Below are 20,448 nucleotides of genomic sequence, written 5' to 3' on the forward strand. Positions count from 1 at the left end.
GATCAAACTCTCCATAAAAAGAAATTTGATTTGCTCAAATTGTTTTGCTGGCATCTCATCTTCATTCGATGTCCAAATTTATTTCGTTCACTTACTAAAGTAAGCTACTAAAATTTATTGATTACGTTTTGCTTGTTCAGTTTTCAAGGTTCATGTTAATTTACCGTGTCACCTCTTGGCGACTTATACATAATAACATCGATTATTCATGAAAGTCAACACTAAATCATAAGTTTTTTTAAAGAGATTCATTTTTTATTTAAAATCTTAGAAGCGAGGTCGTTATTATGGTTCGCAAAACATTGATTTCACTGCTTTTAATCGTAACACTTTTTGTCTTTTTTAAGCCTATAAATTCAACAATGATTTCTGTATTTAATATCGCCAATGCTCCAACAGTTGTGACAAAAGGACATTACGGTACATCTCTTATCGTGGAGATTTCATTCTCTGATGAATCTCTATTAGACTGGCTACAAACGGTGAAAGAACCTTATCCATTGCTTCTTCTAGATGCAGCATGGATGAAACGCTCACCAGAACATATAAAAGTCATTCAAGAACGGAAGCTGCCTACAGGATTGCTAGGTCCAGAAGATTCAGTAGATAAGCCAGTCGATATTGCTCTTGTGCAAAAAGATATTGATACGTATGAAAAATATTTAAAAGAGAAACCGTTATGGTTTGCTACTCGAAACCATCAATACTCACAGGATTTACAAAAGTCTTTATTTCAACAACAAATGAATTTGCTTTCACCTTCACTAATTTGGCAAGGCAAACAGACACCTAAAATGCAAAAGGGCGATTTTGTTTTTATTCCATTGCATCAAGATCTTTCTATTTCGCTTAAAGACCTTAATACGTTAATGCAACAACATCAATTTATGTCAATTGAAGAAAATATATTTGGCTATAAAGTGCAAACGAAAAAATCTCCATAAAAAAATTGCCTCCATTATCGAGAGGCAATTTTTTTATGCGTTTTTAGCTTGTTCACGACGCGCTTTGCGGCGTGCTTCTAATTTTTGACGATCTTCATCAGATTTTGCATTATATTTAGGTAACACCAATAATTGGTAGGCATTAACAGCTAGTAATGGGAATAATAATAATGCAACATATTCATTAATATTTTCGTCACGACCCATTAACGCAATTGTCCATTCTAATGTTGTTATAACAATCATAAAGAACAATGCAGAAATAAATACATGCTTTTTACCTGTTAATTTTACTTTTTGAACGGCTGTTGCAACCGCTGCAAAAATTAGCACAATTAATAATCCTACATAGAATAACCAACCTTGCCCTTCTTTTATGCCTGGTATAAAGCGGAAGAAAATAATATCAAAAATAGTGATTGCAATTAATAATAGCTGTACCCAATTCCATAATGTCAGTGTTCTAAAAATATTAACACCAACTTGATGAAGTGTTAAATAAGCAAAAAAGCCAGCCTGTGCAATTACACTCATTGTAAATCCTAAGAAAACCATCCATAAAAGTCCGGCGAAAAATTCACCCCATTGACCATTTGCTATGTATGGTTGGAAAAATTCCCAACGAATAAACAAACTACAAACTCCGTTGACTACACCACCAACGAGCATTGCAAAGAAGAAAAACTTTGCCCAATTTCGTATCGTCACAACTAAAAGTCCCCCAATTTCTCAATATATCTGTCCTTATTTTATCAATGCATTGTTAAAAAAGCTATTTCTCATCTTAACCAATACATAAAGTCATCAGAAATGTGAACAATAATTGAAAGAGTCTATCTACAGAAAGGACTGATTGTCGATGCGAAAATTCACCTTATTACTCATGCTAACGCTTTTGCTTTCTGCCTGTGCACAAGATAAAACCTCTACCATGTCCTATGATGAAATCAAAAAAATCATGATCGACTCTTTGCAAACAGAGGATGGTAAAAAGGCATTGCGACAGCTTTTAGAAGAGCCGAGCTTCCGTGAGCTTTTGATTTTAGAGCATGAAGAAGTAAAAAAAGCTACTGAGGAAACATTACTTTCCAAGGAAGCAGAAGATTTTTGGAAAAAAACATTTGAAGACCCAAAGTTTAAAGAAACTGTTGCAAAAAGCATGCAAAAACAACAGCAGGATATTATGAAGGCTTTAATGAAAGACCCTACTTTCCAAAAAGATATGGAAGCTTTTTTTGGGCAGCCTGATATGCAAAAACAATTAGAAACCATTCTAAAATCATCCAATATGCGAAAGCAAATGGAGGAAGTAGTAAAGGAAACAATTGAAAGTCCTTTAATGCAGTCTAAATGGCAAGAGCTGTTAAAAAAGAGTGGTGGTGACACCGCTTCATCAGAAGGTGGCGATAAGAAAGAAGCCAGTGGTGAGGGCGGAAGTAGTGATGAGGCAGGTAAGGAGCAAAAAAGCGCTGAGTAACCTATTTACACATAAAAAGCGGATTTCCACACTCATCAAGGGAAATCCGTTTTTTTATTATTTATTTAATTTTTGAGTGATCTTCGTCGCGATATCTAAATAAATTTGTCCTGTTGGATGGTTTTCCGCATAAACAGAAGGTGCAAAATCTTCATCCGTCCAATCTGGTTGGCCTAGTGGAATTTGTCCAAGTAACTCTGTACGTAGCTCTTCTGCTAATTTAGGACCTCCGCCTTGCCCAAAGACAAATTCACGCTCGCCTGACTTAGATTCAAACCAAGCCATATTTTCAATAACGCCAAGAATTTCATGATCCGTTTGTAAAGCCATTGCCCCTGCACGAGCTGCAACAAATGCTGCTGTTGGGTGCGGTGTCGTTACAACAATTTCTTTTGACGATGGTAACATTTGATGGATATCTAATGCAACATCGCCTGTGCCTGGTGGTAAGTCTAATAATAAGTAATCAAGCTCGCCCCATGCTACATCACGGAAAAACTGATCTAATACTTTCCCTAGCATTGGACCACGCCATACGATTGGCGCATTATTTTCAACAAAGAAGCCCATTGAAATCATTTTTACACCGAATCGGTTAACTGGGGAAATTCGATTATTCGATACTTTTGGCATATCTGTAACACCCATCATATCTGGTACGCTAAAGCCATAAATATCTGCATCAATTAAGCCGACCTTCTTGCCTAAGCGCGCTAAAGCAACTGCTAAATTTACCGACACTGTCGATTTACCTACGCCGCCTTTACCAGAAGCAATTGAAATCACCTGCACTGTACTTAATGGTGATAAAATATCCTGTGCTTCCGACTCTGTAGCTGTGCCTCGGAAGTTTTGAAGCTTTTCTGCTGATAGCTCTTCAAAACGAATACCAACTGTATTGGCACCCGCTTCTTTCAATACTTCAACAATTTTCATTTGTAGTTGTAATTGTTCTGGTGTATTCAACTTAGCAATCGCAATTTTTACACTGACATGATTTTTTTCTTCTTTGATAGATACATTTATAATACCGTCAGTTTCTGCAAGTGATTTATGTAAAAATGGATCTTGTAGTTGTCCTAGTATTTCTCGTACTTGTTGTTCAGTAATCACGACGAACACTCCCCTTATATTGTTTCAAATAATAGTATATCATAATGATTCGATTTACGTTGTAGATGGCGCTTTACTCTAATTTAGCTAATAAATATTCCTCAATGCCTTCGACAATAGCATCTGCCATCTTTTTTTGATAGCCCTTATCTATTAATAATGCACGCTCCTCATCATTGCTAATAAAGCCAGTTTCTACTAATGCAGCAGGTACTTCCACTTTTTTGAGTAAATAAATTTGTTTAATAGACAATGCTTCCCGATCTGTATTTTGTAAATTTGTACGAATAGATTGTTGGATACTTTTAGCAAGAAGCTCTCCATCAGCATGTCCTTCTTTATGGTAAAATACCTGTGCACCTCGCCATTTTGTTTCAGGAATGGCATTTGCATGAATTGTAATAAAGATATCTGGTTTTTCTTTTTCAACAATATCCTTTCGTAAAAAGATATCTTGTTTTTTTCGTTCCCTTAATGTTCCGTATTTTTCTGATGGCGCATGCTCATCAATCACATCTCCATTTTTTGTTCGCGTCATAACAACTGTTGCGCCTTTTTTCTTTAATTGCTTTTCAACATGTTGAGCAATTGCCAATGTAATATCCTTTTCAATTACTTCACCTTTCGAAGCCCCTCCATCCTCACCACCATGCCCGGCATCAATAACAATCTTTATGCCACTAAGTGGGTCTGGTAAGAAGAAGTTACGGTCCGAAGCATTTGTTTCATATGCCACGACCACTATACTCATAAGCATAATTACTCCTAGTGCAAGCCAGCGCTTCACCCATATCCACCACCCTTTTACATTTAGTGTACGAAATTGGTGGATGAACTATGCCAGAAAGTAAAAAAACTCTCAAGTATTGCACTTGAAGTTTTTTAATTATTGTAGTGTAAACTCAGGTTTAAATTCACCCTTATATGGTGTATGCTCGACAAATACAGTTATATCATTCCCATCCTTATCTTTGCCTGTTCTTTTATACGTAAATTTCTTATCATTTAATTCCGTAATCTCAAGTGCAATACCATACTTCTTCTCACTAACTGACATATGGGCTCTAATTTTATTGTTATGAATGACATTAAAGTAACCATAGTCACCGCGACTTTTGCCTGTTTCAGGGTTGAAAAATTCGTATTGATTTGTATTCGCATCATATTTGGCAATACTAATAAAATTCGTATTCAATTGTGTGACATCGTTACCTGCTTCATCTAATACAGCAGACCCCTGCCATAGTGTCTTAGCTAGAATCACATCCCCATCAACGTCCGTCACAATATCGCCTGTCGTCGAATCAAGCGTCTTATCCTGATCTGTAAATGTAAGCTCCTTTTCTTTATATGGAATATGTTCCACAAAGACCTCTACATCATTACCAGCCGCATCCTTCCCCATTCTTTTATACGTGAAGATATTATCGTTTAGCTCTATAATGTCTACAATGGTTTGAGCGTCTTTGGACTCCGAAATGAAGACCCTATGTTTCCCATCATTTGTGATAAAGAATGTTCCTTGATCGCCACGGCTTTCGCCAGTCGTCACATCAAATAGTTCATAATGCCCTGCATCTGCATTGTATTTAGCTAAACCAATAAAGTTTGCGTTCTCTGCCGTTACGTCATTGTGATCCTTATCATAGGCTTTTGTCGCTTGCCAGTTTGTGCTACCAAGAATGTCGATCATTTCTTGCCCCTTTGTTACTTGCTTCTCGGCTTGTTCCTTCACTGGATTTTCTGTTCTGACCTCCTCGTGCTTTGTCGAACTGTCTTGCGCTGGCTTCTTATCTTGACATGCAACAAGCAGTGCCATTGCTGCAACAGATACTATCAATAGCTTCTTCATATCTCTTACCTCCATTTTATATTTTTCAAGCTATGCAAAACTTATTGATCTTGCTTTCACAATAGTGTTTGCTCTAGCTTCAAAAACTATACTGAAATGGAATGTAAAACAAAAAACCCTCTCCCGTATAAATGGGAAAGGGTTGAAAACATTGATATAACGCTTGATTAACGTTTTGAGAACTGAGGTGCACGACGAGCGCCGCGAAGACCTGGTTTTTTACGTTCTTTCATGCGTGAATCACGAGTAAGTAATCCAGCTGATTTTAATGCAGCACGGAAATCTGGGTCTACTTGAAGTAGAGCACGAGCGATACCATGACGAATTGCACCAGCTTGACCAGTGTATCCACCACCGTTAACGTTTACGTGGATATCATAGCTTCCTGTAGTTTCAGTAGCTACTAATGGTTGTTTAATTACTTCACGTAATGCAGCGAATGGTACGTATTCTTCGATTTCACGTTTGTTGATAACAATTTTACCTGTACCTGGTACTAGACGTACGCGAGCTACAGAGCTTTTACGGCGACCAGTGCCGATGTATTGAACTTGTGCCAAAGTAATATCCTCCTCTTAATTTATATTATCCACGAAGCTCGTAGCTTTGCGGTTTTTGTGCAGCATGCGGATGCTCTGTTCCAGTGTAAACGTTAAGTTTAGTGAACATTTTGCGACCTAAAGAGTTTTTAGGAAGCATTCCTTTAACTGCTAATTCGATCATTCTTGTTGGGTATTTATCTAACATTTCACCAGCAGTACGAGTTTTTAAACCACCTGCAAATTGAGTATGGTGACGGTAAAGTTTACCCTCTAATTTGTTACCAGTTAAATGGATTTTGTCAGCGTTGATGATGATTACGTGATCACCTGTGTCAACGTTTGGTGTGAATGTTGGTTTATGTTTACCACGTAAGATTGCAGCTACTTCAGAAGCTAAACGTCCAAGAGTTTGGCCTTCTGCATCAACTACTAACCATTTACGGTCTACTTCGTGACCTTTAGCCATGAATGTTGTACGCATGTATATATCCTCCTAATCGATTCGATTACCGTTATTTTTCATTAGACTACACTATAAGTTTCGGGGCTTATTTGTGGTGGTAATGAAAATACCATCTGTTATCATATAATGAATGACTTTCAAAGTCAAGCAATTTCATTAAACACCAGGCGATGTTGTTAAGAATCATAGAACGTTATAAATAGAACACTTTTTCTAGGTACAAGCCGTGTGGTGGTGCGGTTTTTCCTGCTTGATTGCGATCCTTTGAAGCAATTACAAGTGCTACATTATCAATTGCACGGCGACCTATGCCAACCTCCCAAAGAGTACCTGCAATAATCCGCACCATATTATATAAGAAGCCATTTCCTTCAATCACCATATGGAGCTCTTCACCATGCCATTCAAACTGTAGGGCTGTCACAGTACGTACTTTATCCTTAACGCTTGTATTGGCTGCGCAAAAGCAGGAAAAATCATGCGTACCAATAATCGCCTTTGCCGCTTCCTGCATTACCTCGACATTCGGCTTCACACCATTTGTTTCAACTGTATAATATCTTCTAAATGGGCTTTGAATAGATTCACAGGACCAAATATAGCGATAACGCTTCCCTGTGACACTATAGCGTGCATGAAAATCATGTGCCACTTCTTCTACCAACAATACGCGAATATCTCTAGGAAGCTGTACATTTAAAGCCTTGCTATATTTTTCAACAGGAATGGCGAGCGACGTATCGAAATGTACTGTTTGTCCTGTTGCATGTACTTTTGCATCTGTACGTCCACTAGCCGTTACCTTAACCTTTTCTCCTTTATGCATAATGGTTAACACACGCTCAAGCTCAGCTTGAACTGTACGCTCCCCAGGCTGTACTTGATAGCCTGAGAAATGTGTCCCATCATAGCTAATGATACCTTTTAATCGTCGCATCTAGCATACTCCTTTAGCTTCTATAGAAGAATAGCAATACACCTACTGCCACTAATAATACAAGTGCAAATGTATCACCCATATCCCATTTTAGCTTGCGATATCTCGTTCGCCCTTCACCACCACGGTAGCCTCTTACTTCCATGGCTGTTGCTAAATCCTCAGCTCGTTTAAAGGCACTGACAAAGAGAGGTACTAATAATGGTACAACAGCCTTGATACGGTCTTTAATAGGCCCTGACGATAAATCTGAGCCTCGCGCCATTTGTGCCTTCATAATTTTATCTGTTTCATCCATTAACGTTGGGATAAAGCGCAATGAAATCGACATCATTAAAGCTAATTCATGAACAGGTACTTTCAATGCCTTTAATGGATTTAATAGCACTTCAATACCATCTGTAATTGAAATCGGTGATGTTGTTAACGTTAAGATCGATGTCATAAATACTAATACTAAAAAACGTATTGAAATATAGATTCCTCGTCTAATTCCCTCATCATAAATAGTTATAAACTTCGACTCAAAAACAGGTACGCCCTCCTTCGTCATAAAAATATGAAGAAGGAATGTAAATGCCATTAAAAAGAGCACAGGCTTTAATCCATTAATTAAGAAATATAGGCGAATACGTGATATAAAAATAATTAGCAACGTGAATGCCAATAAGATAGCATATGTTACTGTATTATTAGCCAAAAATACAATAACAATAAAGGCAAATACAAAAATTAGCTTTGATCGTGGGTCAAGCTTATGAACGGGGGAATCGCCTGGTAAGAAACGTCCAAAAATCATTTTTTCCATCATGGTTTTGTACGCTCCTCTCTTAATGCTTGTGCTATTTCAGCTACAAGCTCCTCCTCCGTCAAACAAACTTTAGAAAAGGATTGCCCAATCATTTGCTCAACCTTGTGCTGAAAGCGAACAATACGTGGTGGCTCTAAGCGGAAGCTTTTCAATGTATCAACATCTTTAAAAATATCTCGTGGTGTTCCACTTAACACATTTTTCCCCTCATGCATAATTACGATATTATCGGCATACCGAGCTGCATCCTCCATGCTGTGTGTAACTAAAATTGTTGTCAGCTGACGTTCCTTATGAAGCTGGTAAAACAAATCCATAATTTCCTTTTGCCCTCGTGGATCAAGACCAGCTGTTGGTTCATCTAATACGATAACCTCAGGGTCCATCGCTAAAACGCCTGCAATCGCAACACGGCGCATTTGACCGCCTGATAAATCAAATGGCGATTTTTCAAGCACTGCTTCTGGTAAGCCCACTAAGCGAACAAGCTCCTTTGCTCGTGCTTCCGCTTCCTTCTCTGGTACACCAAAGTTCATTGGTCCAAACATAATATCCTTTAGTACCGTTTCTTCAAATAGTTGATGCTCAGGGAACTGAAAGACAATCCCAACCTTTTGTCGTACTGCCTTTAAGTCCTTTGCCTTTTTACCAGCTACTACTAGACGATCTCCAATATGTACTTGTCCTGAAGTAGGTCTTAGAAGTGCATTAAAATGCTGAAGAATAGTCGATTTACCAGACCCAGTATGCCCAATAATCGCTTGGTACGTATGTGATGGAATATCAAAATTCACATCGAATAATGCCCATTTTTCAAAGGGCGTTCCTTGTGCATAAGCATAGCTTACTTGTTGAAGTTTGATGTCCATAAATCATTCACCAACTCTTCTTCTGTCATATGTTGCCCCATTAACGGAACACCTTCCTTTTGCAATAGCTTTGATAACTTTAAGGCAAATGGTAAATCCAGTCCAAATTCAACGAGTTTATCACCAAGGGCAAAAATTTCAGCAGGTGGCCCTTCTGCAAACTTTTTACCATCGTTCATAAATAGAATACGATCTGCTAGCATCGCCTCTTCTAAGTCATGTGTAATAGATAATACCGTTAGCCCTGTTTCAGTGCGTAATGTTTGAACAGTTTGTAGCACTTCTCCACGTCCTTGAGGGTCTAACATAGATGTAGCCTCATCTAAAATAAGAAGCTTTGGCTTTAGCGCAAGTGCACCAGCAATAGCAACACGCTGTTTTTGCCCTCCTGATAAATGATGTGGCTCATGGTCTAAAAACTGACTCATTTTTACCTGCTCCAGCGCTGCATGTACACGCTTCACCATCTCTTCAAATGGTACAGCATTATTTTCTAATGCAAAGGCAACATCATCCTGTACTGTAGCCCCTACAAATTGATTGTCTGGATTTTGAAAAACCATCCCCATTAAAGAGCGAGATTGCCAAAGGTTTTCCTCACTTAACGGCTCACGTAAAATACGCACATCTCCCTGCTGAGGAAATAACAAGCCATTCATTAGCTTGGCAATGGTCGATTTACCAGAGCCATTATGACCGACTATCGCAATCCATTCGCCTTCTTCAACTGCAAAGCTGACATTTTCAACAGCATTACGATTGTTTGGCTCTTCTGGTGTATATGAAAAAGTAACATTATTTAAAGATAAAATTTCAGACATAACTAGAACTCCTCTCTCCATGCTCCGCTCTACTAACTAACTTACACTTTTTTATGTATGAATTCTACTACAATCCGTATGTCGATAAAGAAAAAGGTTAAAATAACAAAAGCATTACTTTAACAAGGAAATACTCTTCCAAGCAGTGGGGTCTTACCACCTGTTAATAGGCTTTAAAACTTGTATGGACAGCCATATATTAAAAAAAGCACCACAAATTGGCGCTATCTTTCAATAATAAAAAAGCGCGCACCTCATTCGATAGAAATGCGCTAGTCGTTACATTTGCAAGAAATATGGGTGCTCAAGCCCTTATCTCTCTGAATGAGGTGCGGAGAGCTAAACGAGACGCCACACGATTTAAGTGTCCGCTCATCATAACGCTCAGCTTAATTATTTGTCGTATAAATCATTTATAAAGAAAGAGGGTGGTGATTCCCACCCTCTTCACCACAAGTTTTCTCTTATGATTAAACTAGTTCAATCACAACAACAGGTGCACCGTCACCACGACGAGGACCTACTTTAAGAATACGAGTGTAACCACCTTGACGCTCTGCATAACGTGGTGCAACATCATCAAATAACTTTTGAAGTGCAAATGATGTTGTTTCGTTACCTTCTGCATCAGTCGTCGTTACTAGTTCACGACGGATAAATGCAGCAGCTTGACGGCGTGCATGTAAATCTCCGCGTTTACCTAAAGTAATCATTTTTTCAACAGCTTTACGTACTTCTTTAGCGCGAGCCTCAGTAGTTTCGATACGCTCGTTGATGATTAAATCAGTAGCTAAGTCACGTAACATCGCTTTACGTTGAGAACTTGTACGACCAAGTTTTCTGTAACCCATGGATGTTTCCCTCCTTTATAAAAAATATCTGATCTTATCAGTGTTGTATAAATCGCTTAGTCTTCTTTGCGTAATCCTAAACCAAGCTCTTCTAACTTCGCTTTTACTTCTTCTAATGACTTACGTCCAAGGTTACGAACCTTCATCATATCGTCTTCTGATTTATTCGCAAGTTCTAGTACTGTATTGATACCAGCGCGTTTTAAACAGTTATAAGAACGAACAGAAAGATCAAGTTCTTCGATAGTCATCTCTAAAACTTTTTCTTTTTGATCCTCTTCTTTTTCGACCATAATTTCAGCAGTTTGTGCCTCATCTGTCATGCCAACGAAGATGTTAAGATGTTCGGTTAAAATTTTTGCTCCGAGCGAAATCGCCTCTTTTGGACCGATGCTACCATCTGTCCACACATCAAGAGAAAGTTTATCGTAGTCAGAAGACTGACCTACACGAGTATTTTCCACTTGGAAATTGACGCGTGATACTGGAGTGTAAATAGAGTCGATCGGGATCACGCCGATAGGAAGATCCTCACGTTTGTTTTGATCAGCAGGAGTGTAACCACGACCACGTTGTGCATACATACGCATACGTAAATGACCGTTTTTAGCGATTGTTGCAATATATAGATCAGGGTTTAATATTTCTACATCACTGTCATGTGTAATGTCAGCAGCCGTAACTGTACCATCGCCTTTTACATCAATCTCAATAACTTTTTCTTCGTCAGAGTAGATTTTAAGAGCTAGTTTTTTCACGTTCAAAATGATTGAAGCTACATCTTCTACTACGCCTTCTACAGTTGAGAATTCGTGAAGAACACCATCAATTTGAATTGAAGTGACAGCAGCTCCTGGTAATGAAGACAGAAGGATACGACGTAAAGAATTACCCAAAGTGTTTCCATATCCGCGCTCAAGCGGTTCTACAACAAACTTTCCATATTTGGAATCTTCGCTGATCTCCACCGTTTCAATCTTTGGTTTTTCAATTTCGATCATTTCAATTTACCCTCCTTCAAAACATCGAATGTATAGGTTCTTTCCATCATAGATGCGATCGTCAATGACGTATCGTTTATTATCTGCACAAGACAGTCTGTACAAAAAATGATGTTCTCATACAATATGAGGCACCCATTACACGCGACGACGTTTTGGCGGACGGCAACCATTATGAGGAACTGGCGTAACGTCTTTAATAGCAGTTACTTCTAAACCAGCAGCTTGAAGTGCACGAATAGCAGCTTCACGACCAGCACCAGGACCTTTAACAGTTACTTCCAACGTTTTCAGACCATGTTCAAGGGATGCTTTAGCAGCAGTTTCTGCAGCCATTTGAGCAGCGAATGGTGTAGATTTACGTGAACCACGGAAACCAAGAGCACCAGCGCTTGACCAAGATACAGCGTTACCTTGCATATCTGTAATCGTTACGATTGTATTGTTAAATGTAGAACGGATGTGTGCAATACCAGATTCAATATTCTTTTTCACACGACGTTTACGAGTTTGTTGTTTACGAGCCATGTTAAGAAGGAACCTCCTTTACTAATTATTTTTTCTTGTTCGCAACTGTTTTACGAGGACCTTTACGCGTACGCGCATTGTTCTTCGTATTTTGACCACGAACAGGTAAGCCACGACGGTGACGGATACCGCGGAATGAACCGATTTCCATCAGACGTTTAATGTTTAATGAAGTTTCGCGACGTAAGTCACCTTCAAGTTTGTAAGAATCTAATTGTTCACGGATTTTGTTTAACTCATCTTCAGTTAAGTCGCGTACGCGTGTATCTTCTGAAACACCTGCGTCAGCTAGTACTTTTTGAGCTGTAGTTTTACCAATACCGTAAATGTACGTTAATGAAATTACCACGCGTTTTTCGCGAGGAATATCAACACCAGCAATACGTGCCATTCGCTAGAGCACCTCCTTTAGAATTAACCTTGTTTTTGTTTATGTTTAGGATTTTCACAGATTACCATTACTTTACCGCGTCGGCGAATTACTTTACATTTTTCGCAGATCGGTTTCACAGATGGTCTCACTTTCATCTAACCTAACCTCCTTAGTAGTCCGGAGCGCAAAAGATTATTTAAAACGGTATGTGATACGACCGCGAGTTAAATCATAAGGAGATAACTCGATAGTAACCTTATCTCCAGGTAGAATACGGATAAAATGCATACGAATCTTACCAGATACGTGTGCTAGAATCACATGTCCATTTTCTAATTCTACCTTAAACATCGCGTTTGGCAAAGTCTCAACAACTGTCCCTTCGACTTCAATTACATCATCTTTCGCCATCTACTCTGTCTCCTCTCTATATGCAAATTAAAGTTCTCATCGTTACATCAAACGGATATCTGCTGCAACTATAGAAGCAACCTCGTTTCAACATATGTTTGGATTGTATGAGAGATGTTTGAAAGACGCTCGTCTGGTTTCGCTTCACACAATCCACGGAAAATACAGAACCAGTAAGGGCACTGAATCCCCCATGTTTACACGAATACCGGAATGTCTTGGATGAGATATTCATACCCGTTACACAGATGCTTCCACGAAACCCATTATACTCTTCTAAAAGTAATGTTGCACTTTTTAAAAGAAATATATACCGGGCACAATATGCTTTTGCAACTCTCAAAAAAATTATGTTTCGTTGTTGCTCCCGCATGCCTCCCGCGGAAGCAGTATTCTGCGCCCGGAGCCGGGTATCAGCTGCGGCTGCCCTGTAATAGAGCATCAAGATCAGCAAACACTTTGTTAATATCTTGCTGTCCATCTATATTAGTTAACACACCTTTAGCTTCATAGAAATCAAGTAAAGGTTGTGCTTGTTTCATATTTACTTCCAGACGGTTCGCAACCGTTTCAGGATTATCATCTGCACGTGTATAAAGCTCGCCACCATCTTTATCACATTTTCCTTCCACAGCTGGTGGATTAAAAATTAAATGATAAGATGTACCACAAACTTTACAAATACGTCGACCTGAAAGACGAGCAATTAACTCATCCTTTGCAACTTGAATGTTTAATGTATGTTCAATTGCTTTACCAAGATCAGCAAGAATGCTGTCTAATGCTTCAGCTTGAGGAACAGTACGTGGGAAACCATCTAATAAGAAGCCCTTTTCACAATCAGGTTTAGCCAGTCGTTCACGAACAATGCCAATCGTTACTTCATCAGGTACAAGCGCACCTTGATCCATAAATGATTTAGCCTGTAAGCCTAGTTCAGTGCCTTCTTTAATAGCTGCACGGAACATATCGCCTGTAGAAATATGAGGAATCGCGTACTTCTCAACAATTTTATCTGCTTGAGTGCCTTTACCAGCACCTGGCAGACCCATTAAAACGATATTCATTAGGAAATATTCCTCCCACAAAAGGTTTGCTGATTTAAGGAAACGATACAACGTTCCCTAAAAACCAACATTATTTCATGAAGCCTTTGTAGTGACGTTTAACAAGTTGAGATTCTAGCTGTTTCATCGTTTCGAGCGCTACGCCGACTACGATAATAATACTAGTACCACCGATTTGCACTGAAGCAGGCAAATTCATGAAGTTCATGAAAATAATCGGCATTACTGCAATCACAGTTAAGAATATCGCACCAACAAATGTTAGTCGATATAACACGCTTGTTAAATACGTTTGAGTGTTTTCACCAGGTCGAATACCTGGAATATAGGCACCTTGTTTCTTCAAGTTATCTGCCACATTTTCTGGATTCACTTGTACGAATGCATAGAAATATGTGAACGCAATGATTAAAATAACGTAAATTGTCATACCGATAGGCTGCGTATACTGCAGATTATTGGAAATCCAAGTTGTGACGTTATTCTCACCAAAGAATACAGCAAGTGTTTGAGGTGTTACAAGAAACGCTACCGCAAAGATTACCGGAATAACCCCTGCAGCATTTACTTTTAACGGTAAATGTGTTTGTTGACCACCAGTTTGCTGATTACGTCCAGTAACTCGTTTTGCATATTGAATTGGAATTTTACGTAGTGCTTGTTGCACATAGATAACGCCAACTACAACAGCAAGTAATACTAACACAAGTAGAGCAAGGATGATAATATTGATAAATAATTTATCGCCAGCACCCTCGATTTGTTGTGCATAAATTTGGTTAACTCCTGTAGGCAATGCTGCAACGATACCCGCAAAGATAACAATGGAAATACCATTACCAACACCATGCGCAGTAATCTGCTCTGCAAGCCATACTAGGAATGCTGTTCCCGCTGTCAATACAATTGCGATTACAACATATGTTAGAATCCCCTCGTCTTTAATCAATGATCCGCCATACATTCTATTAAAACCAAATGACATTGCGAATGATTGGATAAAAGCAAGAATAATTGTAAAGTAGCGAGTAAATTGTGCAAGTTTACGTCTTCCGACTTCACCTTGCTTTGCCCACTCAGCAAATTTCGGTACTACATCCATTTGCAATAGCTGAACAATAATTGAGGCTGTGATGTAAGGCATGATCCCCATCGCAAAGATAGAGAAATTCATTAAAGCACCACCGCCAAAAGTATTGAGGAAACCAACGAGGTTGAACTCATCAGTTGCCTTTAATACATCAGCGTCAACGTTTGGTACTGGAATAAATGTTCCAATACGAAAAACGATTAACATTAAAAGGGTGAAAATGATTTTATTTCGTATATCTCGAACACGCATAAAGTTAGAGATTGTTTGAAACATTAAATCACCTCAGTAGTTCCGCCGGCATTCTCGATTGCTTCTTTCGCTGAAGCTGAGAATTTATGAGCTTTGACAGTAAGCTTTTTGTTAAGCGTTCCATTGCCAAGAATCTTAATTCCAGCTTTTTCATTGCTCACTAGACCAGTTTCAAGTAATAATGCAGCAGTTACCTCTGCACCGTCTTCGAAACGGTTTAAAGCTTCAAGGTTAACGATAGCGTATTCTTTACGGTTAATGTTCGTAAAGCCACGTTTTGGTAAACGACGGAATAGTGGGTTTTGACCGCCCTCAAAGCCTGGGCGTACTCCGCCACCAGAACGAGCGTTTTGACCTTTATGACCTTTACCTGCTGTTTTACCGTTACCAGAACCGATACCACGACCAACGCGGTTGCGTTGTTTACGAGAACCTTCTGCTGGTTTTAACTCATGCAGTTTCATAGTGGGTGGCACCTCCTTGTTCAATAATTGAAAATTAAATTTCTTTTACAGTAACTAAGTGAGCTACTTTATCAAGCATACCGCGAGTAGCTGCGTTATCAGCTTTCTCTACAGTTTGGTGTAATTTACGTAAACCTAGAGCTTCGATTGTTTTGCGTTGCGCAGGTTTAGTACCAATCACAGATTTAGTAAGGGTGATTTCTAATTTGTTAGCCATTATCTTTCCCCCCTTATCCTAATAGTTCTTCCACTGATTTACCACGTAATTTAGCTACGTCCTCTACGCGTTTTAATTCAGTTAAACCTTGAATTGTAGCACGCACCATATTGATTGGTGTGTTAGATCCAAGTGATTTTGAAAGAATATCAGTAATACCAGCAAGTTCTAGTACGGCACGTACTGGACCACCAGCGATAACCCCTGTACCAGGAGCAGCAGGTTTGATTAGGATTTCTCCTGCACCAAAGCGACCTTGCACTAAGTGTGGAGTTGTTCCACCTACGCGTGGCACTTCGATTAAGTTTTTCTTCGCATCTTCAACAGCTTTGCGGATAGCATCTGGCACCTCTTGAGCTTTACCAGTACCGAAACCTACATGTCCGTTTCTATCTCCAACTACAACTAATGCTGTGAAGCGGAAGCGACGTCCACCTTTAACAACTTTAGCAACACGGTTAATAGTAACTACGCGTTCTTCAAGTTCTCCAAGTTTGTTTGCGTCAATACGACTCATGAAATGTGTCCCTCCTTCTTATTAAAATTCTAAACCGTTCTCACGTGCAGCTTCAGCTAAAGCTTTAACGCGTCCATGATATAAGTAACCACCACGGTCAAATACTACAGCAGTAATATTTTTTTCCGCAGCGCGTTTTGCGATTGTTTCACCGACTTTAGTTGCAGCGTCAACATTGTTGCCAGCACCTTCAAAACCTTTTTCTTGAGAAGATGCGCTAACAATTGTTACGCCTGCTACGTCATCGATAAGTTGCGCGTAAATGTTCTTGTTAGAACGGAATACGTTTAAGCGTGGACGCTCAGCAGTACCCGAAATTTTAGAACGTACGCGTGCATGACGTTTTTTACGAACTTGATTTTTATCTTGTTTCGTAATCACAAGGGTCACTCCTTTCTAATGCTTAGGCCGCATTATTTACCTGTTTTACCTTCTTTACGACGTACATATTCGCCTTCATAACGAATACCTTTACCTTTATAAGGCTCTGGTGGACGAACGTCACGGATGTTAGATGCTAGAGCACCAACGCGTTCTTTGCTGATACCTTTAACGATGATTTTAGTGTTAGAAGGAACTTCAATTTCTAGACCATCTTCAGGTGTGAACTCTACTGGATGAGAGTAACCTACGTTAAGTACAAGTTTTTTACCTTGTAGTTGCGCACGGTAACCAACACCGATAAGTTCTAAAGCTTTTTCGAAACCTGCAGAAACACCAGTAACCATGTTCGCTAGAAGCGCACGAGTAGTACCGTGGTTTGTGCGGTGTTCTTTTGATTCAGAAGGACGTGATACAGTGATTACGTTACCTTCTTGCTCAATTTTCATATCTTGGTGGAAAGAACGAACAAGTTCGCCTTTAGGACCTTTAACAGTAACAGTGTTGTTTGTATCAACAGTAACTGTTACGTTAGCAGGTACCTCGATAATTTTTTTACCTACACGAGACATTTAGCTGCACCTCCATTCATTTATTGCTAATTACCAAACGTATGCTAGAATTTCTCCGCCAACTTGTTTAGCGCGAGCTTCTTTATCTGTTAATAAACCTTGTGAAGTTGATACTAAAGCGATACCAAGACCGTTCAATACTTTAGGCACTTCATTTGTTTTAGCATATACACGTAATCCTGGTTTAGAAATACGTTTTAAGCCAGTGATAACACGCTCGTTATCTTTTCCATATTTTAAGAAGATACGGATAATACCTTGTTTGTTGTCTTCCACGTATTCTACGTCACGTACGAAACCTTCACGCTTTAAAATTTCAGCGATTTCTTTTTTCACGTTGGAAGCTGGTACTTCTAACTTCTCGTGACGAACCATGTTCGCATTACGAATGCGAGTAAGCATATCTGCAATCGGATCAGTCATTGTCATTACATTTACCTCCTTCCCAAATTAGGGGATTACCAGCTGGCTTTTTTCACGCCAGGAATTTGTCCCTTATATGCAAGTTCTCGGAAACAAATACGGCAAAGTTTGAATTTGCGATATACTGAATGTGGACGACCACAGCGTTCACAACGTGTATATTCTTGCACTTTAAACTTTTGCTTACGTTGTTGTTTAACGATCATAGATTTTTTAGCCACGTTTTCGCCCTCCTTGTTTGATTACTTTTGGAACGGCATACCGAATTGTGTCAATAACTCGCGAGCTTCTTCGTCAGAGTTCGCTGTCGTTACGATCACGATGTCCATACCGCGTACTTTTGAAACTTTATCGTAATCGATTTCTGGGAAAATTAATTGTTCTTTAACACCTAGTGTATAGTTACCGCGACCATCGAATGCTTTTTTAGAAACACCACGGAAGTCACGTACACGAGGTAGTGCGATAGAAATTAATTTATCCAAGAATTCATACATACGCTCACCGCGTAATGTAACTTTAGCACCGATAGGCATACCTTCACGAAGACGGAAACCTGCGATCGATTTTTTCGCTTTAGTTACAACTGGTTTTTGACCAGTGATAGTTGTTAATTCTTCAACAGCTGCATCTAACGCTTTAGAGTTTTGAACTGCATCACCAACACCCATGTTGATAACGATTTTCTCAACTTTTGGTAGTTGCATAACTGATTTATATCCAAATTTGCTCATAAGAGCAGGTGAAACTTCATTTAAATATTTTTCTTTTAGGCGGCTCATGTGTGTACCTCCCTTCTTTTATACTAATTAGTCGATTACTGCACCTGATTTTTTTGCTACACGAACTTTTTTACCGTTTTCGATTTTATAACCTACACGAGTCGGCTCGCCAGATTTAGGATCGATTAGCATTACGTTCGAAACGTGAATTGCAGCCTCTTGGCTTACAATACCACCTTGTGGATTCAATTGGTTAGGTTTTACGTGTTTTTTCACGATGTTCACACCTTCAACAAGAACGCGATCTTGTTTTGGGTAAGCTGCAAGAATAACGCCTTCTTTGCCTTTATCCTTACCAGTGATCACCTTAACCTTGTCACCTTTTTTTACATGCATGCTGTCGCACCTCCTTGATTGGCACTATCATGAAATTAAAGAACTTCTGGAGCTAGAGAAACGATTTTCATGAAGTTGCTGTCACGTAATTCACGTGCAACAGGTCCGAAAATACGAGTTCCGCGTGGTGATTTATCATCACGAATAATTACACAAGCATTTTCATCAAATTTAATGTACGTACCATCTTTACGACGAACGCCTGATTTAGTACGAACGATAACAGCCTTAACAACGTCACCCTTCTTGACAACGCCACCTGGTGTTGCTTTCTTAACTGTACAAACAACGATATCACCGATGTTAGCAGTTTTACGGCCAGAACCACCAAGTACTTTAATTGTAAGAACTTCACGTGCACCTGAGTTGTCAGCAACTTTCATACGACTTTCTTGTTGGATCACTTAGGTTACCTCCCTTCGGAAATTGGTTGTTCCGAAATAGTTATTAAATAATAACCGCTTTTTCTACAACTTCTACTAGACGGAAACGTTTTGTAGCTGATAGCGGGCGAGTTTCCATGATACGTACGATATCACCGATTTTCGCTGTGTTTAACTCATCATGAGCTTTAAACTTTTTAGAATATTTTACACGCTTGCCATAAAGTTTGTGCTTTTTGTATGTTTCAACTAAAACAGTAACAGTTTTGTCCATTTTGTCTGAAACAACGCGGCCTGTGTAAACTTTACGTTGATTGCGCTCAGTCATACTTGAAAACCTCCTTTATCAGTTATTTGCACTGATTTCTCTTTCACGAATAACAGTTTTCATACGCGCGATTGCTTTACGCACTTCACGAATACGAGCTGTGTTTTCTAATTGACCAGTCGCCAATTGGAAGCGAAGGTTGAAAAGCTCTTCTTTCAGTGATTTCACTTTTAATTCTATTTCAGAAGTAGCAAGGTCACGGATTTCATTAGCTTTCATTAGATTCACCACCAGTTTCTTGACGTTTTACGATCTTACATTTAACAGGAAGTTTGTGTGATGCTAAACGAAGTGCTTCACGTGCAACTTCTTCAGATACGCCAGCAATTTCGAACATTACTTTTCCTGGTTTAACTACTGCTACCCAACCTTCTGGAGAACCTTTACCAGAACCCATGCGGACTTCTAGAGGTTTTTTCGTGTAAGGTTTATGTGGGAAGATTTTAATCCAAACTTTACCGCCACGTTTCATGTAACGAGTCATCGCGATACGAGCAGATTCGATTTGACGGTTTGTAATCCAGCTAGCAGTTTGAGCTTGTAAGCCCCATTCGCCGAACATTACTTCTTTACCGCCTTTCGCTTCGCCACGCATTTTGCCGCGGTGTTCACGACGGTATTTAACGCGTTTAGGCAATAACAT

33 protein-coding genes and 1 pseudogene are annotated in these 20,448 nt (G+C 39.2%); 2 read left to right on the forward strand and 32 right to left on the reverse strand.

What is annotated here, in order from left to right:
* The first annotated feature begins 287 nt into the window (after positions 1-287).
* On the forward strand, positions 288-944 hold the full coding sequence (locus tag ACIQVU_RS17145) for a hypothetical protein (RefSeq protein WP_340808214.1): 657 nt from the start codon (positions 288-290) through the stop codon (positions 942-944).
* Positions 945-977: 33 nt separating this feature from the next.
* On the opposite strand, the gene ACIQVU_RS17150 is transcribed toward ACIQVU_RS17145, so the two are convergent.
* The gene (locus tag ACIQVU_RS17150) at positions 978-1,652 is read right to left on the reverse strand and encodes a KinB-signaling pathway activation protein (RefSeq protein ID WP_340808215.1); all 675 of its coding nucleotides are present in this window, start codon (positions 1,650-1,652) and stop codon (positions 978-980) included.
* 151 nt (positions 1,653-1,803) lie between these two features.
* On the opposite strand from ACIQVU_RS17150, the gene gerD reads away from it, so the two are divergent.
* The gene (gerD, locus tag ACIQVU_RS17155; protein WP_340808216.1) at positions 1,804-2,421 is read left to right on the forward strand and encodes a spore germination lipoprotein GerD; all 618 of its coding nucleotides are present in this window, start codon (positions 1,804-1,806) and stop codon (positions 2,419-2,421) included.
* Between the two features lie 57 nt (positions 2,422-2,478).
* Here gerD and ACIQVU_RS17160 read toward each other — a convergent pair whose 3' ends face one another.
* From ACIQVU_RS17160 to rplP, 31 genes and pseudogenes are all read right to left on the reverse strand, one after another.
* Positions 2,479-3,534 (reverse strand): P-loop NTPase, encoded by a 1,056-nt coding sequence (locus ACIQVU_RS17160; protein WP_340808217.1) that lies wholly within the window; start codon positions 3,532-3,534, stop codon positions 2,479-2,481.
* Between the two features lie 73 nt (positions 3,535-3,607).
* A complete protein-coding gene (locus ACIQVU_RS17165; protein WP_340808218.1) occupies positions 3,608-4,321 on the reverse strand; it encodes an N-acetylmuramoyl-L-alanine amidase in 714 nt (237 codons plus the stop codon).
* Between the two features lie 99 nt (positions 4,322-4,420).
* On the reverse strand, positions 4,421-5,386 hold the full coding sequence (locus ACIQVU_RS17170) for a DUF4822 domain-containing protein (RefSeq protein ID WP_340808219.1): 966 nt from the start codon (positions 5,384-5,386) through the stop codon (positions 4,421-4,423).
* A gap of 167 nt (positions 5,387-5,553) precedes the next feature.
* Positions 5,554-5,946, reverse strand: coding sequence for a 30S ribosomal protein S9 (gene rpsI / locus ACIQVU_RS17175; protein ID WP_340808220.1), 393 nt, complete (start codon positions 5,944-5,946; stop codon positions 5,554-5,556).
* 25 nt (positions 5,947-5,971) lie between these two features.
* Positions 5,972-6,409, reverse strand: coding sequence for a 50S ribosomal protein L13 (gene rplM, locus ACIQVU_RS17180; RefSeq protein WP_340808221.1), 438 nt, complete (start codon positions 6,407-6,409; stop codon positions 5,972-5,974).
* 175 nt (positions 6,410-6,584) lie between these two features.
* Entirely contained in the window at positions 6,585-7,328 is a 744-nt protein-coding gene (gene truA / locus ACIQVU_RS17185; RefSeq protein ID WP_340808222.1) for a tRNA pseudouridine(38-40) synthase TruA, read from the reverse strand.
* 13 nt (positions 7,329-7,341) lie between these two features.
* Entirely contained in the window at positions 7,342-8,139 is a 798-nt protein-coding gene (locus ACIQVU_RS17190; RefSeq protein ID WP_340808223.1) for an energy-coupling factor transporter transmembrane component T family protein, read from the reverse strand.
* Positions 8,136-9,008 carry an energy-coupling factor ABC transporter ATP-binding protein gene (locus ACIQVU_RS17195; RefSeq protein ID WP_402896469.1) on the reverse strand — a complete coding sequence of 291 codons (873 nt, stop codon included), beginning with the start codon at positions 9,006-9,008 and terminating at the stop codon, positions 8,136-8,138. The genes ACIQVU_RS17190 and ACIQVU_RS17195 overlap by 4 nt, the downstream gene beginning before the upstream one ends.
* A complete protein-coding gene (locus ACIQVU_RS17200; protein WP_340808226.1) occupies positions 8,984-9,829 on the reverse strand; it encodes an energy-coupling factor ABC transporter ATP-binding protein in 846 nt (281 codons plus the stop codon). The genes ACIQVU_RS17195 and ACIQVU_RS17200 overlap by 25 nt, the downstream gene beginning before the upstream one ends.
* 470 nt (positions 9,830-10,299) lie before the next feature.
* On the reverse strand, positions 10,300-10,680 hold the full coding sequence (gene rplQ / locus ACIQVU_RS17205) for a 50S ribosomal protein L17 (protein WP_012296051.1): 381 nt from the start codon (positions 10,678-10,680) through the stop codon (positions 10,300-10,302).
* Positions 10,681-10,736: 56 nt separating this feature from the next.
* A complete protein-coding gene (locus tag ACIQVU_RS17210; RefSeq protein WP_004233733.1) occupies positions 10,737-11,681 on the reverse strand; it encodes a DNA-directed RNA polymerase subunit alpha in 945 nt (314 codons plus the stop codon).
* Between the two features lie 138 nt (positions 11,682-11,819).
* A complete protein-coding gene (gene rpsK / locus ACIQVU_RS17215; RefSeq protein ID WP_036151912.1) occupies positions 11,820-12,209 on the reverse strand; it encodes a 30S ribosomal protein S11 in 390 nt (129 codons plus the stop codon).
* A 25-nt stretch (positions 12,210-12,234) separates the two neighbouring features.
* On the reverse strand, positions 12,235-12,600 hold the full coding sequence (rpsM, locus tag ACIQVU_RS17220) for a 30S ribosomal protein S13 (RefSeq protein WP_340808235.1): 366 nt from the start codon (positions 12,598-12,600) through the stop codon (positions 12,235-12,237).
* A gap of 23 nt (positions 12,601-12,623) precedes the next feature.
* Positions 12,624-12,737, reverse strand: a complete 114-nt coding sequence (gene rpmJ / locus ACIQVU_RS17225; protein ID WP_000868344.1) for a 50S ribosomal protein L36 — start codon at positions 12,735-12,737, stop codon at positions 12,624-12,626.
* Between the two features lie 37 nt (positions 12,738-12,774).
* A complete protein-coding gene (infA, locus tag ACIQVU_RS17230) occupies positions 12,775-12,993 on the reverse strand; it encodes a translation initiation factor IF-1 (protein WP_004233690.1) in 219 nt (72 codons plus the stop codon).
* 86 nt (positions 12,994-13,079) lie between these two features.
* A pseudogene (locus tag ACIQVU_RS17235) lies at positions 13,080-13,157 on the reverse strand (type I methionyl aminopeptidase); the annotation flags it as partial.
* Between the two features lie 249 nt (positions 13,158-13,406).
* Positions 13,407-14,060 (reverse strand): adenylate kinase, encoded by a 654-nt coding sequence (locus ACIQVU_RS17240; RefSeq protein WP_402896473.1) that lies wholly within the window; start codon positions 14,058-14,060, stop codon positions 13,407-13,409.
* Between the two features lie 70 nt (positions 14,061-14,130).
* Positions 14,131-15,426 carry a preprotein translocase subunit SecY gene (gene secY / locus ACIQVU_RS17245; RefSeq protein WP_340808241.1) on the reverse strand — a complete coding sequence of 432 codons (1,296 nt, stop codon included), beginning with the start codon at positions 15,424-15,426 and terminating at the stop codon, positions 14,131-14,133.
* A complete protein-coding gene (gene rplO, locus ACIQVU_RS17250) occupies positions 15,426-15,866 on the reverse strand; it encodes a 50S ribosomal protein L15 (RefSeq protein ID WP_340808243.1) in 441 nt (146 codons plus the stop codon). The genes secY and rplO overlap by 1 nt, the downstream gene beginning before the upstream one ends.
* 34 nt (positions 15,867-15,900) lie before the next feature.
* Complete coding sequence (rpmD, locus tag ACIQVU_RS17255; RefSeq protein ID WP_054771429.1) at positions 15,901-16,083, reverse strand: 50S ribosomal protein L30; 183 nt, start codon at positions 16,081-16,083, stop codon at positions 15,901-15,903.
* A gap of 13 nt (positions 16,084-16,096) precedes the next feature.
* Positions 16,097-16,600, reverse strand: a complete 504-nt coding sequence (gene rpsE, locus ACIQVU_RS17260; protein ID WP_004233664.1) for a 30S ribosomal protein S5 — start codon at positions 16,598-16,600, stop codon at positions 16,097-16,099.
* A 21-nt stretch (positions 16,601-16,621) separates the two neighbouring features.
* Positions 16,622-16,981, reverse strand: coding sequence for a 50S ribosomal protein L18 (rplR, locus tag ACIQVU_RS17265; protein WP_053997241.1), 360 nt, complete (start codon positions 16,979-16,981; stop codon positions 16,622-16,624).
* 32 nt (positions 16,982-17,013) lie between these two features.
* Positions 17,014-17,553, reverse strand: coding sequence for a 50S ribosomal protein L6 (gene rplF / locus ACIQVU_RS17270; RefSeq protein ID WP_340808251.1), 540 nt, complete (start codon positions 17,551-17,553; stop codon positions 17,014-17,016).
* 30 nt (positions 17,554-17,583) lie between these two features.
* The gene (rpsH, locus tag ACIQVU_RS17275) at positions 17,584-17,982 is read right to left on the reverse strand and encodes a 30S ribosomal protein S8 (protein ID WP_004233658.1); all 399 of its coding nucleotides are present in this window, start codon (positions 17,980-17,982) and stop codon (positions 17,584-17,586) included.
* Positions 17,983-18,011: 29 nt separating this feature from the next.
* On the reverse strand, positions 18,012-18,197 hold the full coding sequence (locus ACIQVU_RS17280) for a type Z 30S ribosomal protein S14 (protein ID WP_004233656.1): 186 nt from the start codon (positions 18,195-18,197) through the stop codon (positions 18,012-18,014).
* 21 nt (positions 18,198-18,218) lie between these two features.
* Positions 18,219-18,758, reverse strand: coding sequence for a 50S ribosomal protein L5 (gene rplE / locus ACIQVU_RS17285; RefSeq protein ID WP_340808257.1), 540 nt, complete (start codon positions 18,756-18,758; stop codon positions 18,219-18,221).
* A 27-nt stretch (positions 18,759-18,785) separates the two neighbouring features.
* Complete coding sequence (gene rplX / locus ACIQVU_RS17290) at positions 18,786-19,094, reverse strand: 50S ribosomal protein L24 (RefSeq protein WP_053482809.1); 309 nt, start codon at positions 19,092-19,094, stop codon at positions 18,786-18,788.
* Between the two features lie 35 nt (positions 19,095-19,129).
* Complete coding sequence (gene rplN / locus ACIQVU_RS17295) at positions 19,130-19,498, reverse strand: 50S ribosomal protein L14 (protein ID WP_004233650.1); 369 nt, start codon at positions 19,496-19,498, stop codon at positions 19,130-19,132.
* A 43-nt stretch (positions 19,499-19,541) separates the two neighbouring features.
* Positions 19,542-19,805, reverse strand: a complete 264-nt coding sequence (rpsQ, locus tag ACIQVU_RS17300; RefSeq protein WP_004233648.1) for a 30S ribosomal protein S17 — start codon at positions 19,803-19,805, stop codon at positions 19,542-19,544.
* Positions 19,806-19,823: 18 nt separating this feature from the next.
* Complete coding sequence (rpmC, locus tag ACIQVU_RS17305; protein WP_004233646.1) at positions 19,824-20,024, reverse strand: 50S ribosomal protein L29; 201 nt, start codon at positions 20,022-20,024, stop codon at positions 19,824-19,826.
* Positions 20,014-20,448, reverse strand: coding sequence for a 50S ribosomal protein L16 (gene rplP / locus ACIQVU_RS17310; protein WP_340808262.1), 435 nt, complete (start codon positions 20,446-20,448; stop codon positions 20,014-20,016). The genes rpmC and rplP overlap by 11 nt, the downstream gene beginning before the upstream one ends.

The organism is Lysinibacillus sp. NPDC098008, assembly GCF_044760715.1.
Classification (GTDB): Bacteria; Bacillota; Bacilli; order Bacillales_A; family Planococcaceae; genus Lysinibacillus.